Origin of the sequence: Thermanaerothrix daxensis (assembly GCF_001306145.1) — a bacterium.
Lineage (GTDB): Bacteria > Chloroflexota > Anaerolineae > Anaerolineales > Anaerolineaceae > Thermanaerothrix > Thermanaerothrix daxensis.
Genome location: NZ_LGKO01000006.1, coordinates 149,450 through 163,679, shown reverse-complemented (window position 1 = coordinate 163,679; position 14,230 = coordinate 149,450). Strand labels below are relative to the sequence as shown.

General features: G+C 65.4%; 13 protein-coding genes. 6 read left to right on the top strand and 7 right to left on the bottom strand.

All coding sequences use genetic code 11. The features are described 5' to 3' along the window. Window positions 1–25: 25 nt before the first annotated feature. From SE15_RS13390 to recF, 3 genes are read left to right on the top strand one after another with little or no spacing between them, the layout of a single operon-like run. Window positions 26–1,726, top strand: coding sequence for a cyclic nucleotide-binding domain-containing protein (locus SE15_RS13390; protein ID WP_083461959.1), 1,701 nt, complete (start codon window positions 26–28; stop codon window positions 1,724–1,726). A gap of 44 nt (window positions 1,727–1,770) precedes the next feature. Continuing rightward, window positions 1,771–2,277 (top strand): peptide deformylase, encoded by a 507-nt coding sequence (gene def / locus SE15_RS13385; protein WP_054522631.1) that lies wholly within the window; start codon window positions 1,771–1,773, stop codon window positions 2,275–2,277. 47 nt (window positions 2,278–2,324) lie between these two features. Beyond that, on the top strand, window positions 2,325–3,545 hold the full coding sequence (gene recF, locus SE15_RS13380; protein WP_152965639.1) for a DNA replication/repair protein RecF: 1,221 nt from the start codon (window positions 2,325–2,327) through the stop codon (window positions 3,543–3,545). 120 nt (window positions 3,546–3,665) lie between these two features. Here recF and SE15_RS13375 read toward each other — a convergent pair whose 3' ends face one another. The 6 genes from SE15_RS13375 to SE15_RS13350 form a co-directional block, all read right to left on the bottom strand. After that, window positions 3,666–4,943, bottom strand: coding sequence for a DapH/DapD/GlmU-related protein (locus SE15_RS13375; RefSeq protein WP_054522629.1), 1,278 nt, complete (start codon window positions 4,941–4,943; stop codon window positions 3,666–3,668). 28 nt (window positions 4,944–4,971) lie between these two features. Continuing rightward, the gene (locus tag SE15_RS13370) at window positions 4,972–5,532 is read right to left on the bottom strand and encodes a hypothetical protein (protein WP_054522628.1); all 561 of its coding nucleotides are present in this window, start codon (window positions 5,530–5,532) and stop codon (window positions 4,972–4,974) included. Continuing rightward, the gene (locus tag SE15_RS13365; RefSeq protein ID WP_054522627.1) at window positions 5,501–6,337 is read right to left on the bottom strand and encodes an alpha/beta fold hydrolase; all 837 of its coding nucleotides are present in this window, start codon (window positions 6,335–6,337) and stop codon (window positions 5,501–5,503) included. The genes SE15_RS13370 and SE15_RS13365 overlap by 32 nt, the downstream gene beginning before the upstream one ends. Window positions 6,338–6,359: 22 nt before the next feature. Next, the gene (locus SE15_RS13360; RefSeq protein ID WP_054522626.1) at window positions 6,360–6,899 is read right to left on the bottom strand and encodes a GTP-binding protein; all 540 of its coding nucleotides are present in this window, start codon (window positions 6,897–6,899) and stop codon (window positions 6,360–6,362) included. Window positions 6,900–6,927: 28 nt separating this feature from the next. After that, a complete protein-coding gene (locus SE15_RS13355; RefSeq protein WP_054522625.1) occupies window positions 6,928–7,737 on the bottom strand; it encodes a DUF4388 domain-containing protein in 810 nt (269 codons plus the stop codon). 208 nt (window positions 7,738–7,945) lie between these two features. Beyond that, window positions 7,946–8,926 (bottom strand): LysM peptidoglycan-binding domain-containing protein, encoded by a 981-nt coding sequence (locus SE15_RS13350; protein WP_054522624.1) that lies wholly within the window; start codon window positions 8,924–8,926, stop codon window positions 7,946–7,948. 176 nt (window positions 8,927–9,102) lie between these two features. Here SE15_RS13350 and SE15_RS13345 point away from each other — a divergent pair, with 176 nt between their 5' ends. From SE15_RS13345 to surE, 3 genes are all read left to right on the top strand, one after another. Beyond that, window positions 9,103–9,762 carry a hypothetical protein gene (locus SE15_RS13345; protein ID WP_054522623.1) on the top strand — a complete coding sequence of 220 codons (660 nt, stop codon included), beginning with the start codon at window positions 9,103–9,105 and terminating at the stop codon, window positions 9,760–9,762. 246 nt (window positions 9,763–10,008) lie between these two features. After that, window positions 10,009–11,814, top strand: a complete 1,806-nt coding sequence (locus SE15_RS13340; protein WP_083461957.1) for a TIGR04190 family B12-binding domain/radical SAM domain protein — start codon at window positions 10,009–10,011, stop codon at window positions 11,812–11,814. Window positions 11,815–11,913: 99 nt separating this feature from the next. Then, window positions 11,914–12,726: a 5'/3'-nucleotidase SurE gene (gene surE / locus SE15_RS13335; RefSeq protein ID WP_054522622.1), complete on the top strand. Its 813-nt coding sequence runs from the start codon at window positions 11,914–11,916 to the stop codon at window positions 12,724–12,726. A 15-nt stretch (window positions 12,727–12,741) separates the two neighbouring features. Here surE and SE15_RS13330 read toward each other — a convergent pair whose 3' ends face one another. Further along, a complete protein-coding gene (locus SE15_RS13330) occupies window positions 12,742–14,214 on the bottom strand; it encodes a LysM peptidoglycan-binding domain-containing M23 family metallopeptidase (RefSeq protein ID WP_054522621.1) in 1,473 nt (490 codons plus the stop codon). Window positions 14,215–14,230 lie beyond the last annotated feature (16 nt).

The window sequence follows — 14,230 nt, the reverse complement described above, 5'->3', positions numbered from 1 at the left end:
TCGCCGCGGCAGATTGGGCTATACTATGAGCATGGAAATCCCGCAGGAACAGGTGCTGGCACTGTTGCAGCAGTGCCACCTCTTCCGCAACCTCAGCGAAGAACAGCGGCTGAGCGTGGCGGCACGCTGGCAGGCGCTCTTCTACGAGGAAGGGCTGACGCTCTACGAAGCGGGCCAGGACGCCACGGCTTTTTTCCTCATTTTCAGCGGGCGCGTTCGCCTGAGCCACCGCCACGGTGACCGCGAAGAGATCACCTACCTGGAAGAGGGGGATTACTTCGGCGAGGAAGCCCTCAGCCCCACCCCGCTGGCGCGCCGTGCCACGGCCAGCGCCGCGGCGCCGCTCATCGTCCTGCGCCTGGAAGCGACCGACTACCAGGCCCTGGTGCGCGAAATCCCCCACCTGGCCCCCACCTTCCGCCTGATCCTCAACAGTTATCTGCTGGCTTCCCGAATGTCGTTCCACTGGCGCGGCCCACGCGAGGCCGTGCGCTACCTGGCTCGCCGCCACCCCTTTTTCCTCTTCCTGCGCGCCGCCCTGCCGGCACTGGTCACGACCGCCCTGGTGAGCCTGTTTGCCTTTCTGACCATTGTCGTCTGGCACGGGGCGTTTCTGCCCACCCTCCTGCTGGTTCTCAGCCTGGTCGGGGGACTGGGCTGGCTGGCGTGGTCGGTGATTGATTGGAGCAACGACTACGTGGTCATTACCAACCGCCGCGTGGTACTCCTGGAACGCATCCTCCTGCTCTACGAAAGCCGCCAGGAAGTACCCCTGGAAGCCATCCTGGCCGATGAGGTGCAAACCGACCAGATCGGACGCTTCATCAATTACGGCAACCTGATCGTGCGCACCTACACCGGGCAGATCATCCTGGATCGCCTGGCCGAGCCCCAGCGGGTGCTGGCCCTGCTGGACGAACAGCGCGAACGTGCCCGCCGGGGCCGCCGCCGCGCTCAGCGCGAGGCCATCGAAGCCACCATCCGCAGCCGCCTGGGACTGCCCACCCCCACCCCGCCCGCCGAATCGGTCCCCACTCCTGCCGAAGAAAGCCCACCCCCACCTCCCACTTCCGGCCAGCGCCTGGGCAAAACCCTGGCGCGCCTCTTCATGCTGCGCCAGGAAGAAGGCGATACAATCATCTACCGCACCCACTGGGCCATCCTGCTGGCCAAGACCGCTCTGCCCACGCTGTGCCTGCTCCTGGACCTTGCGCTGGCCCTGCTCATCCTGAGCCAGCGCCTGCCGCTGCCCCAGCGCCTGGGCTGGGTGCTCCTACTGATCGGCCTGCCGGCCCTGTGGCTGTGGTGGCTTTATCAGTATGTGGACTGGCGCAATGACCGTTACATCATCACCCCCGAGATGATCATAGACGTGTACAAAAAGCCCCTGGGAGTTGAAGAAAAGCGCAGTGCGCCTTTGCGCAACATCCAGACCATCGAGTACGCCCGCAAAACCCTCATCCACCTCCTGCTCAACTTCGGCACGGTTTACATCCGTGTGGGGGATACTCAGTTCACGTTTGATAATGTGTACAACCCCTCCGAAGTCCAGCGGGAATTGTTTCAGCACCTGGTGGCGGCCCGCCAGCGCGAGGAACAGCGCGCCGAACAGGCCCAGCGCGAACAACTGGTTGAGTGGATTGAACTGTACCACCGTGTGACCAACACCCCTCCCCCTCCACCCCCCGCCGCCCAGACGCCCCCACCCGCCTCAGAATCGGGGTAAAATAGGGGTACTTCGTTCGCGATGATTTAGAGGTGAAACTGCTCATGGCATTACGTGAAATTGTCACCGTCCCCGACCCGGTTTTGCGGCGCAAAGCCCAAAAAGTGCGTCAGTTTGATGCCGATTTGCAGCAATTGATCGAGGACATGGTCGAAACCATGCGCGCCGCGCCCGGCGTGGGCCTGGCCGCTCCCCAGGTGGGGGTTTCGCAACGGGTGATTGTGGTGGAGTACGGCGATGACGAGGATGAAAGCCGGCCGCCCCGCCTCTACGTGGTGGTCAACCCCGAAATCGTGGAAGTCTCTCCGGAAACCGAGATGGGCGTGGAGGGTTGTCTCTCCATTCCCGGGCTGGTGGGTGAAGTCGAACGCCACCAGCGCATCGTGGTCAAGGGCCAGAACCGCCGCGGCCAGCCGATTAAACTCAAACTGCAGGGATGGGTGGCGCGCATCTTTCAGCACGAAATTGACCACCTGGAGGGCATCCTCTTCACCGACCGCGCCGTGCGGGTCTGGAAGCCCAGCCCCGAAGAAGCCATCCCGGTGGATTGAGCGCGGCGGCCACCGGTGCGCCGACGCCCCTGCTCAACAAGGCGTGGATGATCCTGACACACCTCTCGCTGACCAACTTCCGCGCGTTTGCGCGCCTGGACGTGGACGTCCCGCGCCCCACCCTGCTCATCGTGGGGGAAAATGCCCAGGGCAAGACCACCCTGCTGGAAGCCATTTACTACCTGGCCACCCTGACCTCGTTCCACACCGAGAGCGACCGCCAGTTAATCAACTTCCTGGCGGCGCGCGAACCCCTGGCGGTGGCGCGCATTGTGGCGGAATTTCAGCGCGGCGAGCACCTGCACCGCCTGGAAGTGCGCCTGATTCAGGAGAACGCCGCCCTCAACGGCAACCGCCTGCGCCGCGAAATCCTGGTAGATGGGGTCAAGCGCACCGCGCGTGAGGCGCTGGGGCACTTCAACGCCGTGCTGTTCCTGCCCCAGATGACCAACATCATCGAGGGAGCGCCTGAGGAGCGCCGCCGTTACCTCAACATGGCGCTGGCCCAGGTCATGCCGGGCTACGCCCAGGCGCTCAGCGAGTACGCCCAGGTGCTCAGCCAGCGCAACGCCCTGCTCAAACAACTGGCCGAGCGCGGCGGCGACGCCACACAACTGCACTACTGGGACAGCCTGCTGGTGGAACGCGGCGCGCTGATCATCCAGGCCCGCAGTAAAGCCCTGAACGAGATGGAAAGCCTGGCCGCCCGCATTCACGACCGCCTGACCCACGGACAGGAAGTCCTGCGCCTGGTGTACCAGCCCGCTTACGACCCCGCCGCCCCCGAGAACGGCCAGATGGCCCTCCGCTTGGATACCGTGGTGCGGCGCGATCACCTCAGCCTGAATCAGATCCAGCAGGGCTTCTTGCGCCGTCTGGAAGCCCTGCGCGGTGAAGAGATCCAGCGCGGCATGACCCTGATCGGCCCGCACCGGGATGAATTTCGCATCCTCAGCAACGGGATTGACTTGGGGGATTACGGCTCGCGCGGCCAGGTACGCACGGCGCTGATGGCGCTCAAACTGGCCGAAATGGCCTGGATGCGCCAGAAGAGCGGCGAATGGCCGGTTTTGCTGCTGGATGAGGTGCTGGCCGAACTGGACGCCCAGCGCCGCCAGGACCTGCTGGCCTTCCTGGCCGAGGGCGAGCAGAGCCTGCTCACCACCACCGACCTCAACCTGTTCACCCCCGCCTTTGTCCGCCGCGCGGCCATCTGGAACATCCGCGCCGGCTGCATCGTTTCCAGCGAGTTGCCCGCGCAGGCCTGAAGCCCCCCACAACCCGCTCAGGCCGCAAAGCAGACCCCACCCGCCCTGCCCCTGGTGCGCCGCTAACGCCCGCTTCCCCCTTCTTTCGGCAGAGATCTGGCCGTGTGCCAGACCTCTGTTTTACCACGTCTCGGGAGTGGCCTCACCGGGGCGGGGGTAGAGGCGGCGGTGCAGGTGCGCAATGGGCAATTGGTGGTGATCGCTTTGCTCGTAGGTCACGTCTTTGTCAATTACCCGCCGCTCCTTAGAGGCAAAAAGAATCACATCCGATTCAATGGTGCGGGCCGGGTAAACGATCATCCCCGCCCCAATGCGGCAGTTGTGCCCCACGCACCCCCCCAGCACCGGGCGGTTGGAGGGCACCAGGTTGCCGTTGGCATCCCGCGCGCGGATGGGAGTCGGCAGCAGGTTGAAATCGGTGAAGGTCGAGCCGGCGCCGATGAACGTGTTGCGCCCCACCACGCACATCTGCAGGCAGGTGTTCTGCGCAATCAGGCAGTTGTCCATTACCGTGGTCATGAACAGCGAGGCGCGGAAGGGCAAAAAGGTGCCATCACCCACCACCGAAAGCATCAACTGGCAGCCCTGCGAGATGTTCACATTGTCGCCGATGATGCAGTTCTCGATCACCGCCCCCGCGCCGATGGTCACATTGTCGCCAATGGTGGTGGGGCCGTGGATGACGGCGGTGGGATCAATCGAGCAGTTGCGCCCCACCTGGACCAGTTTGGAGCACTCCAGCACCTGCTTGCCTTCGTAGAGCGCCCGCCAGAGGATGGAAAGTTTGAAGCCCAGGTCGTGCTTCAGGCGCTCCTCAAAGCGCGCCCCGCGCCCAAACAGCCCGAAGACGCAATCCGCAATGAAGATGTGCACCCACGAGTCAATCGCAATCAGACTGCGTAGCGGCACCTGATACACCAGATCGCCGCTCTGCGCCGCCATGTAGGTCGGGACGTGGTAGTAGCCGATCTCGCGCGCCTGCAGGTCAATCACCAGCGGCTCGGCATAGGGCTCCGGTCCGTTGGGATAGTACCACAGGTCGGCCAGGTAGAGATCGCCCGCCGGGGTGTATGAATCGGAAAGCGGCAGGCAGTGCTCACGAAACGCCGGATCGTTGATGGAAAACGCTGCCCGCGAGGGGTAGGGGCGCTTGCGCGCTTCTTCCAAGAAGGCGGCCATGTAGGGGGCATCAAAAAACAGGTTATCCCGGTACACCAGGCAGGGCTCGCGCACCTGGGGCAGGCGTGCATCGGGGGGCAGTTCCAGTTCGTGGGTGGTGTAGGGCGCCAGCACATCTCGCTGGGCCAGCCACAGCGGCTTATTTTGAATGCGCAGGTCGTGCGCGCGTTCGTTGAACGGAGCAATGTAGCGGGGTGATTGCAGGATGATCTTGAGCATGGCAGGCCCTCATCCGGCAGAAGCGTGCTCAATCCAGGGGCTCACGCCCCAGGCTCAGGCGGCAGGGGTGCCGGGCCGTCGGGTCGGCCGCACAGGTCAGCCCGCGCAGGGGATACACCCGCGCGCCGCCCGCCCAGGCCAGAAATTCCTGCACCAACCCGGCCAGGAACCAGCACCACAGGTGCGCCGGGTCGGCAGTCGGTGCCGGGACGGCATGCAGGTCCAGCCGCCACTCGTGCGCCGTCTCCTCCAGGCTCACCCCCCACCCCCCGGCCTGGCAAAAGGCCACCAGCGCGCGCAGTCCCTGGCTCAGGCGCCGCCGCGGGGGCAGCAGCCAGTACTCCAGCCCCTCCAGCCCCAGCGCCGCCGGGTTGTGCCGGCGCAGATCGTTCCAGGCCACCCGACCGGCGCGCCAGGCCAATCCCTGGGCTGTGGGCGGGCCGTAGCGCATGGGCAGGCCTTCCAGCAGACCCGCCGAGGTTTCTGCTTCCAGCGCCGCAAGCACGGCCTTCCCTGCCACCGTTTCCACCCCCTGGCGCAGGAGTGCGTACCAGGTCTCAGAGGGTAACGGGCGGTTGTCGGGGTTCATAGACGGGTTCCTGGGGTTGTGGGGTGCGCTCCAGAAATGCGTGTAGGGTGCTCATGAAAGATTGCGGCTCATCCAGCATGATGAAGTGCCCCGCGCGGGGGTACTCCACCAGGTCGGCGTGCGGCACCCCCCGGCGCAGCACGCGCCCCTGATAGGGGTGGACAATGTTATCGCGCAGGCCGTACATCCCCATCACCGGCACGCGCACCTGATCCAGGTGGGAGCGCAGGTCGGTGCGCCGCAGTGAGGCAATGCTGGTGAGGAATGATTCCAGCGTGGTCTGCGAAAGATCCCGGTCCATCATCTCCGGGAAGCGCGGATCGCGGCAGATGAGCGGCGAAGCCACGCGCATTCCCCAGCGGAAAAGGCCGAAGAAGGTGAACAGCAAGAAGGCAATCGGGCGCAGGCCGGCCAGTTTGAGCGCCGGCGCCAGCGAAGCGCCGGCAATCGGCGAGCCGATGACCACTACCTTCTCCACCCGCCGGGGGTAGCGCATCGCCACCAGCAGACTGACCGTCCCGCCCATGCTGTGTCCCACCAACGGGGCACTGCTCAGGCCCAGGCGCTCCATAAATTGATCCACCAGGTCCACAAAATCGCTAACCTGGTAGGTATCCAGTTTCTTGCCCGATTCGCCAAATCCCCAGAAATCCAGGGCGTAGGTGCGGTAGTAGCGTCCCAAGTAGGCCATGGTATCCTGCCACAACCCCCACGAACCCAACCAGCCGTGCAGCAGGATCACCGGCTTGCCACGGCCGTACACCTCGTAGTGAAGGATGCCCTGATCGGTCGTAATGGACGACACAGCCACACCCACCGGCCCGCGTTCAGGACCGGCCCTCCTCCATCTCGGCCAGGATGCTGTACAGCAGTTCCAGCAAAACGTTCTTGACGGCCTCCTTTTGGGTCGCCACACAGGGGAGCAGTTTGACCTTGCGGTCCAGGCGCAGCGCCACGCGCATATCCTCCAGGTCCCAGGCATCGGGGCTATCTTGCTTGTTGGCGGCCACCACGTAGGGGGTCGGCGCGTAGGCGCGGAAGGTCTCCAGGATGCTGCGCGCTTCGCGGAAGGTCTCCGGGCGCGTGCTGTCCACCATCACCACAAACCCCAGCATGCCCTCCGAAAGTATCTCCCACATGAAGTCAAAGCGCTTTTGGCCGGGAGTGCCGAAGAGGTAGAGCACGAGGTCGTCATCCACCGTGATGCGGCCAAAATCCATGGCCACCGTGGTCTGGTCCTTGACCCGCTCAGCCGCCGTGGTGATCTTGCGTTCGGTCGAAACCACGTCAATTTCGCTGATCGAACGGATGAAGGCGGTTTTGCCTGCATTGAAGGGACCGGTTACCACAATCTTGACATTTTGCATACCAGCGTGCTCTCCGGGGATCAAAGAATCAGATCGAGCGAATACGTTCTATCAGGCGGTTGATCAGCGAGCGCTGCTGCTCCTTTTGGGCGGCGGGCAGCGAGCGGGTAGCCGGTAGGGCGCCGGCCGGACGCACCAGTTCCACAATCCCCGCCTGCAGCAGGGCATACACCACCCGGCGGATTTCCAGTTCGTTCATCTTGGTGGCCTGGGCGATCTGGCGCAGGGTGTTCTTCGGGTTGACGTAGGAGATGACCCGCCACTCCTCCAAACTGAGGTTGAGGTTGCGCAGGTTGCGCCCCGGCCGGTCGGTGAATTTGAGTGCCATGTCCAGGCTGGGGATTTCCTCTTGCAGTTGCTCCCACTCGCGCAATTGGCGCGTGCCCTCGATGATCAGGTTCTGCAGGTCAATGCGCAGGGGAATCTTGCCATTCGGGATGGGTACGTTCGGCTCAAAGTTAAACAGCCCCTCTACCCAGGTAAACAGGCGCCGCACGATCTCCAGCGTGTAGGCCTGCAGGCTTTCCAGGATTTCCTTTTGGGTCAGGTAACCGGCGTTGATCAGCAGCAGGCCCAGTTCCTTGTCGCTCATCCCCCGGGCGCGCTCATGCAGGATGCGCACCTGGTTGGCGCTCAACTTGCGGTTGCGGTAAAGCACGGTTGCCAGGTCGCTGGGGGTTTGGCCGATTTGCGCGTAACTGAGTTTGCCCTCGCGGAAGTACACCTGGGCCGTCTCGCTGGCCCCCTGCACCGTCAGCAAGCCGGTTTTGCGCGCCAGGTGGATCAGGTTGAACAACTGGGTAATGCTGAAATCGCGCAGATTGCCCTTAAGTGCCATGCAAGTGCCTCATTGGGGGGATAGCCTCCCGCGGCCCTGCCCCCTGACTCCGGTCCTCCGGCAGGAGATAAACCCACACCTATCATGCAGATTACGATCCACGAACGATTATACTTTTGGCCCGGGGGGGCGTCAATGCGCGCTACCTTAGGATTTCTTTACAATTTGGTTTGAAAACGGTGTGCCCGCTCCCGGCACGCCGTGCCCCTCAGGGGCGGGCCTCCACACGCACCTCGGCGCGGGCCATCGGCGCGCCGCTGGCATACACCCATAGGCGGAACGGCAGGCGCTCACCCGGCGCCAGCGGTGCGGGGCTCTCCCAGCGGCGCACGCCCACCACCTGCCCGGCGCCATCCAGGGCCATGCCCAGCACCCACACCTGCTGGGCCGTCTGGCTCACCCCGGCGGCCAGTTGCACCTCCCCCTCCAGGTAGGCGCTCAGGCCATCGGGGCTCAGCGTCTGCGTCACCTCCACCACCTCGGCATCCAGGTAGCGCGGTGCCCCGGCGGGGATGGGCAGAGCCGTCAGTACCTCGGCATCCACCTGGTAGGTGCGCGGAAGCGGCGGCGGGAAGAACACCGCCAGGGGCAGGGCCTCCCCCGCGGGCAGGCGGTTGAGTAAGGGGGCCACATTCTGAGCCTCAATGGCACCGCTCTCGACATCCAGGCGGCGGAACTGGGCCGTCACCCCCTCCACCGCAAAGGACTGGGGGTTGTGCACCCAGGCAAAGCACCACAGCCCGCCTTCCGTGCTGGGGGCGCAGAACGGCGCATCCAGAGTCAGGCCGATGGGGGTGGGGGTGGGCGGGTTGTTCGGGTCGGGGGTGGGCACGGCGGCGGGGATGCGCAGTTGGGTGCCCACGCTGAGGAACTGCGGGGTAACGGTCGGGTTGGCCGCCAGCAGGGCCTCCAGGCTGATCCCGTAGCGCAGGGCAATGCCGAAGAGATCCTCACCGCGCTGCACCACGTGCGTACGCGGGGTGGGCGTGGGGGAAGGCAGCGGGGTCGGACTGCGCTGTGGCCGGGTGGGAGTTGCGGTCAGGTATGGGGTGAGAGTGGGGGTAGCGGTTGGGCTGGGCAGCGGCGCAGCGGTCGGAGTAAAGAGTGGGAAGACCTCCGCCGTGCAGCCCACCAGCCCCAGCAGAAGCGCCAGCACCAGGCCGGCGATGAAACGCGAGGGAATGTTCACCCCGGGAATTATACCCGATTGTAAGCGCCATCTCCGCGTGCTACAATCTCAGCAGGAAATCTTAGCGGAGCGCCGTCCACTTGCGGTTTACGGCCCACCCCACGATCGCAGCGCAACCTGCACGGCGAGACGTCTAAGACGGGAAATCTCACCATCCTTTCAGGGAGGGAACTGACATGGTTTCAAAGGCTCGATGGCCAATCCTGTTTCTGCTCCTGGCCATGGGGTTAGCGGCCTGCGCCGGGCCGGCGACGGCGCCGCCCGCCCCGTCTCAACCCCCTCCATCTCAGCCCGCGCCTGCAGGCTCAGCCACCCCGGCGGGCCAGGCAAGTGCGGCGGGGTGGCTCAGCGCCCGGGAGGCGGTTGCGCTGGCCTATGCCAACCTGCCCGACGCGTGGAAAGACACCGCAAAACTGGCCTTTGTGGGCCGTTATTCCCACTACTGCAACACGAAATGTTCTCCCCTCGTGGTCGAGGATGATCCGGGCATCGGCTCGGACGGCCGTCAGGCTCATTGGGTGGTCATTTTTGCCAAAGACGCCTCCGCTTCCCCCGCCCGGGCGTTCTACGTCGAAACCGACAAAGTGACGTTGGTCGCGGAGGATTTGGCGGTGATTCGACCGGATGAACTTTTTGACCGGGAGGGGTGGGTGGATTCTACCGAGATCCGGTGGCACTCCTCCCAGCCCGCCGGCCTGGAACTGCGCACCAGCGACCTGTTTGAGGACGTGGACGCCGAACTGGCCACCTACCCTCTGCTCTGGCTGGCCGAAACGTCCTTCGGACGCTTTGACGTCTACGATGCGCGAACGGGTCAATTCATCAAATCGCGCTGAGGCGCCTCGCCCCATGGGCAGCCCCGCCCGCTAAGCGCCTGAACGCCTCACCCTCAGGTAGATCGGACGGCTCTCCCTGCCTTCCAAATGCGGGGGAGAGCAGGTAGGAGATTCGTCAGATTCACCTTGTGAAAGTATTCACATTTTTTAACCGAAAACGTTCCAAAGTGCTATAATGGAGCACGGTTAAGCACGTTCCCCAGTTGCTGGGGAACACATTTTAGTTCGACCCGGAGCGAAACGCCCATGGCAACCCCCGATTTGATCTTCCTGCACGCTCCCAGCGTCTATGACTTCCGCCGTGAGGCCATCCTCTTCGGCCCGGTCAGTGATCTGGTGCCCTCCACCCCGGTCTTCGAAATGTACCCCATTGGCTTCACCACCATGGCCGAGTACCTGGAACGCCACGGCCTGCGCACGCGCATCCTCAACCTGGCCGTGCGCATGCTGGATGACCCCGACTTCGCGGTCGAACCCTACCTCCGGCACCTGGATGCGCTGGCCTTCGGCATTGACCTGCACTGGCTGCCTCACGCCCACGGCGCCATTGAGATCGCCCACATGGTCAAGCGTCTGCACCCGCACCGCGCCGTCATCTTCGGGGGCTTCTCATCCTCCTACTTCCACCGCGAACTGATCGCCGACCCGGCAGTAGATTTCATCCTGCGCGGCGATTCCACCGAGCACCCCCTGCTCCTGCTGATGCAGTACCTGCGCCGCGGCGGCGCGTTCCGCCCTGCCGCCACCAGCCCTGCCGCGCGTGCCCTGGAGGCCATCCCCAACCTGGTGTGGAAAGATGCCGAGGGCGAGGCGCACGTCAACCCGCTGACCTACTCGCCCGAGACGCTGGATGACCTACTCCTGGATTACACCCACGTCCTGCGCTCGGTGGTGCGCTACCGCGACCTGGCTTCTTACAAGCCCTTCCGCAACTGGCTGCGCTACCCCATCACGGCGGCGCTTTCGGTGCGCGGCTGTTCCTACAACTGCGTCACCTGCGGCGGCTCGGCCTGCGCCTTCCGCCACATCCACGGGCGCACCCGCCCGGCTTTTCGCTCCCCCGAAAAACTGGCCCAGGACATTCGGCGTATCGGCGAGTACAGCCGCGGCCCGGTCTTCATCCTCGGGGATATCCGCCAGCCGGGCGAGGCCTACGCCCAGCGCTTCCTGGAAGCCATTGCCGGCTACGATCAGCCGGTATTCATTGAACTCTTCGACGCCGCCCCGCCGGAATTCTTCCGCCAGGTGGCGCGTGCCCTGCCCAATTTCACCGTGGAGATCTCCCTCGAATCGCACGATGAGGCGGTGCGGCGCGCTTTTGGCCGTCCCTACTCCAACGCCGCCATCGAGGCCAGCATGGAAGCCGCCCTTGACGCCGGCTGTCAGCGCCTGGATATCTTCTTCATGGTCGGGCTGAAGGGGCAGACGTACGACTCGGTCATGGCCACGGTGGATTACGCCCGCACCTTGTTGGAGCGCTTCACCCCGCTCTACGGCCCGCGCCTCATCCCCTTCATCTCTCCGCTGGCGCCTTTTCTCGACCCCGGCAGCCGGGCTTTTGAAGAGCCCGAAAAGCACGGCTACCGCCTCTTTGCGCGCACGCTGGCCGAGCACCGCCAGCGCCTGTTGGCGCCCTCGTGGAAGTACGTGCTGAATTACGAAACGGTCTGGATGAACCGCGATCAAATTGTGGAGGCCACCTACGAAGCCGGCCTGCGCCTCAACCTGCTCAAAGGGGAGTACGGGGTGATCGAGGCGGCCCAGGCCGAAGCCACCGCGGCGCGCATCCGCCGTGCCCGCCGCCTGATGGCCGAGATTGACCGCATCGTCGCCACCACGCCCGAAGGCGAGCCGCGCCGTCAGGCCCTGCGCGCGCTCAAAGCCGAGGTGGACCAGGCCAACCTGAGCACCGTGTGCGACAAGCGCGAACTGGAAATCCCCGTGCGCGGCATGCGCATTAACCTGCTCCAGGCCGCCCACACCGTCCTCGCCGACTGGTGGCAGAGCCGCCTGGCCGGGCGCCAAGTGCCCCTGCGCCACCCGCCCGAGTAGCCCGCGCTCTTCCGCGCCCTCGAAAAGGCCTACCTGGCCGAGGCCGGGGACGGCTGAGCCCCCATCTGCGGGTATAATTGACCCGTGGAGGACCCCCCCATGACGCATATCCTGGTAACCAACGACGATGGTGTGACCGCGCCGGGCCTGCTGGCCCTCGCCCAGGCCATGCGCCGCTTCGGCCGGGTGACGGTGCTGGCCCCCGACCACAACTGGTCGGCTTCAGGGCACGTCAAAACCCTGCACCGCCCCCTGCGCGTCAAAGAAGTGACCCTGGCCGATGGCACCCCCGCCCTGGCCAGCGATGGCGCGCCTTCCGACTGCGTTGCCCTGGCCGTGCTGGGACTCATCCCCCACCCGATAGACCTGGTGGTCTCGGGCATCAACCCCTATGCCAACGTGGGCCACGACGTGACCTACTCCGGCACGGTGACCGCCGCCATGGAGGGCACCATCTGGGGCATCCCCTCCATCGCGTTCTCGCTCGATTCCAAAGAAAGCAACCACCTCGACCGCCTGGATTACTCCGCCGCCGCCCACATTGCCGCCCTGGTCGCCGAACAGGTGCTCACCCAGGGCCTGCCCCCCAACGTCCTGCTCAATGTCAATATCCCCTACGCACCCCTTGCCGAAATCCGCGGCCTGCAGATCACCCGCCAGGGCCTGCGCATCTACCACGATGAACTGATCCGCCGTGAAGACCCCCGCGGCCGCCCCTACTACTGGATCGGCGGCGACGCGCCGGGCGGCGTGGCCGAAGAGGGCACCGACATCGGCGCACTGGCGCGCAACTACGTCTCCATCACCCCCATCCAGCTCGACCTGACCGCCCATCAGTACCTGGAAACCCTGCGCCGCTGGCCCTGGCCGGCCTGGGAGACCCCCACCAACCCGCCCCCTGCGGCCGCCTAAGCCCCGCCCTGCACCCTACGGCCGGGATTCCACCTGGCTGGCCCGGTCGGAGCACAGGCAGGCGCGAATGCGCTGGCCGCGCTGGACCAGGTAGCCCTCGTAGGGCACACTGCCGTTAACCGCCACCCAGCCTTCCAGGTTGAACGCCAACGGCCCATCCGCCGGGATCCACTCGCCGTTGTAGCGGCGGGCAATGTGCACATGCGTCCCGGTGGCCGTGCCCCCCTCGCAGGAAGGTCGCCCGATGGGGTCGCCGGCTTTGAGCCGCGCGCCCAGTGCCGGCAAACTATCTTGCGCCAGGTGCAGGTAGTAGATTGTCCAGCCGGTGCGTTCATCCCCATCCCCGTCCAGGTCGAGTACCACGCTGGCCGTATCCACCCGCGCGATCACCCCATCTGCCACGGCGGTGGCCCACTCCTCGCTGGGCCGGCACCCCCCCACCACAGCCGGTGGGGCAAAATCCAGCGCCGCCAGCGGATCGCCCGTGCCCCAGGCCGTGTGCGGCCCCCCGGTGAAAGACCAGCGCTTGCCCGGCGCAAAGGGGAAGCGCAGAGCCGGCTGCTCCAAACTGCCGGGCAGGTGCGGCTGCACCTCCTCCCAGGGATCGCCGAAGAGGGTGCGGTAGGTCGCCGCCAGCCCATCCGGCCCAATGGCGCGGTCGTAGGCCTCCCCACCCAACACGCGTGCAAAGTAGTAGTGCAGCGCCGCGCTGGCCGCATTCTGCCAGGGGTCAATGGTCTCCTCGCGCCCGTCCAGCAGGTCCAGCGAGATCAACGTGCCGTTGCGCCAGCCGTAGTAGCCGTTGTTGAGTGTGTTGGCCGCCCAGGTCAGTTGCTGGGCCAGTCCCGGGTAGCGAGTGTCGCGGTAGCCCAGCGGGTAGGGCCCCAGGTCGGCGGGCTGGTCGGGCCGGCTGAGCGCGCCGGTCTGGTATTCCAGCAGGGCCAGCAGCAGGCGCGGGCTGAGGCTGTAGTTTTTGGCAATGTGCGCCACGATCTCCCCGCCGCGGCGATTTTGCCCGCCCAGGTACGCCGTGTAGGATTTGAACCAGCCGGGCTGGGCATCCACGAACGCCACCGGGTCAAACCCCTGCTGGGCCGGCCCGTTGATGAAAAGGCTATCCGGCAAAATCGGGTAGGGGTTGCCCCACAGTGGACGGTAGTAAATGGGGATTTTCATCGGCAGGCCCGGCGGCAGGGTCGTCACCCGTTCGGGCAGGATGGGGTTGGCCGCGCGGATCTCGGTCTCGGTGGTGTTGAAGCGCGCCGCCAGCGCGGGCAGGGTATCCCCGGTCTGGGCGGTGTAGTCCACCAGCGTGCCGGGCGGGTAGGGCGGGCGCGTGGCAAAGGCGGTGGCCGTCACGGCCGGGGTTGGCGTTGCCGCCAGACGTGTGGCCGCCAGGTCCACCAGCGGCTCACGAGGTGCAGCAGGCGCACAGGCCACCAGCGCACTGAGGAGCAGTAGCAGTCCCAAGAGGTGCAATCGGTGCATCAAAATTCGTTCTCGC

Bases quoted from the DNA above. Each gene is read 5' to 3' on its own strand.
- SE15_RS13390 (WP_083461959.1), top strand. From the start codon at position 26: ATGAGCATGGAAATCCCGCAGGAACAGGTGCTGGCACTGTTGCAGCAG.
- def (WP_054522631.1), top strand. From the start codon at position 1,771: ATGGCATTACGTGAAATTGTCACCGTCCCCGACCCGGTTTTGCGGCGC.
- recF (WP_152965639.1), top strand. From the start codon at position 2,325: ATGATCCTGACACACCTCTCGCTGACCAACTTCCGCGCGTTTGCGCGC.
- SE15_RS13375 (WP_054522629.1), bottom strand. From the start codon at position 4,943: ATGCTCAAGATCATCCTGCAATCACCCCGCTACATTGCTCCGTTCAAC.
- SE15_RS13370 (WP_054522628.1), bottom strand. From the start codon at position 5,532: ATGAACCCCGACAACCGCCCGTTACCCTCTGAGACCTGGTACGCACTC.
- SE15_RS13360 (WP_054522626.1), bottom strand. From the start codon at position 6,899: ATGCAAAATGTCAAGATTGTGGTAACCGGTCCCTTCAATGCAGGCAAA.
- SE15_RS13355 (WP_054522625.1), bottom strand. From the start codon at position 7,737: ATGGCACTTAAGGGCAATCTGCGCGATTTCAGCATTACCCAGTTGTTC.
- SE15_RS13345 (WP_054522623.1), top strand. From the start codon at position 9,103: ATGGTTTCAAAGGCTCGATGGCCAATCCTGTTTCTGCTCCTGGCCATG.
- SE15_RS13340 (WP_083461957.1), top strand. From the start codon at position 10,009: ATGGCAACCCCCGATTTGATCTTCCTGCACGCTCCCAGCGTCTATGAC.
- surE (WP_054522622.1), top strand. From the start codon at position 11,914: ATGACGCATATCCTGGTAACCAACGACGATGGTGTGACCGCGCCGGGC.
- SE15_RS13330 (WP_054522621.1), bottom strand. From the start codon at position 14,214: ATGCACCGATTGCACCTCTTGGGACTGCTACTGCTCCTCAGTGCGCTG.